This window comes from Photobacterium sp. R1 (assembly GCF_054600795.1).
Map to the genome: position 1 here is coordinate 1 of NZ_BAAHZP010000976.1, position 237 is coordinate 237.

1 pseudogene is annotated in these 237 nt (G+C 53.2%); it reads right to left on the bottom strand.

From position 1 onward, the window contains the following. Positions 1-237, bottom strand: a pseudogene (locus ACYP03_RS27975) (lipid ABC transporter permease/ATP-binding protein); the annotation flags it as partial.

The following is a 237-nucleotide window of genomic DNA, read 5'->3' on the forward strand; positions in this document are numbered from 1 at the left end:
CGGAGCGGCCGACCAGTGCCAGCGTTTTACCGGCAGGGAGAACAAAGCTGACCTGACGAAGTGCGGGTGTGTCTTTAGTCGGCTCAGTGAAGGTCACGTCGTTGAAAGTGACATTCCCTTTCACACGTTCAGCAACGTATGTACCGTGATCTTTTACAGTTTCCATTTCCATCAGGCCAAACAGGGTCAGACAGGCGGACATACCACGCTGGAACTGAGACGTTACATTGGTCAGCG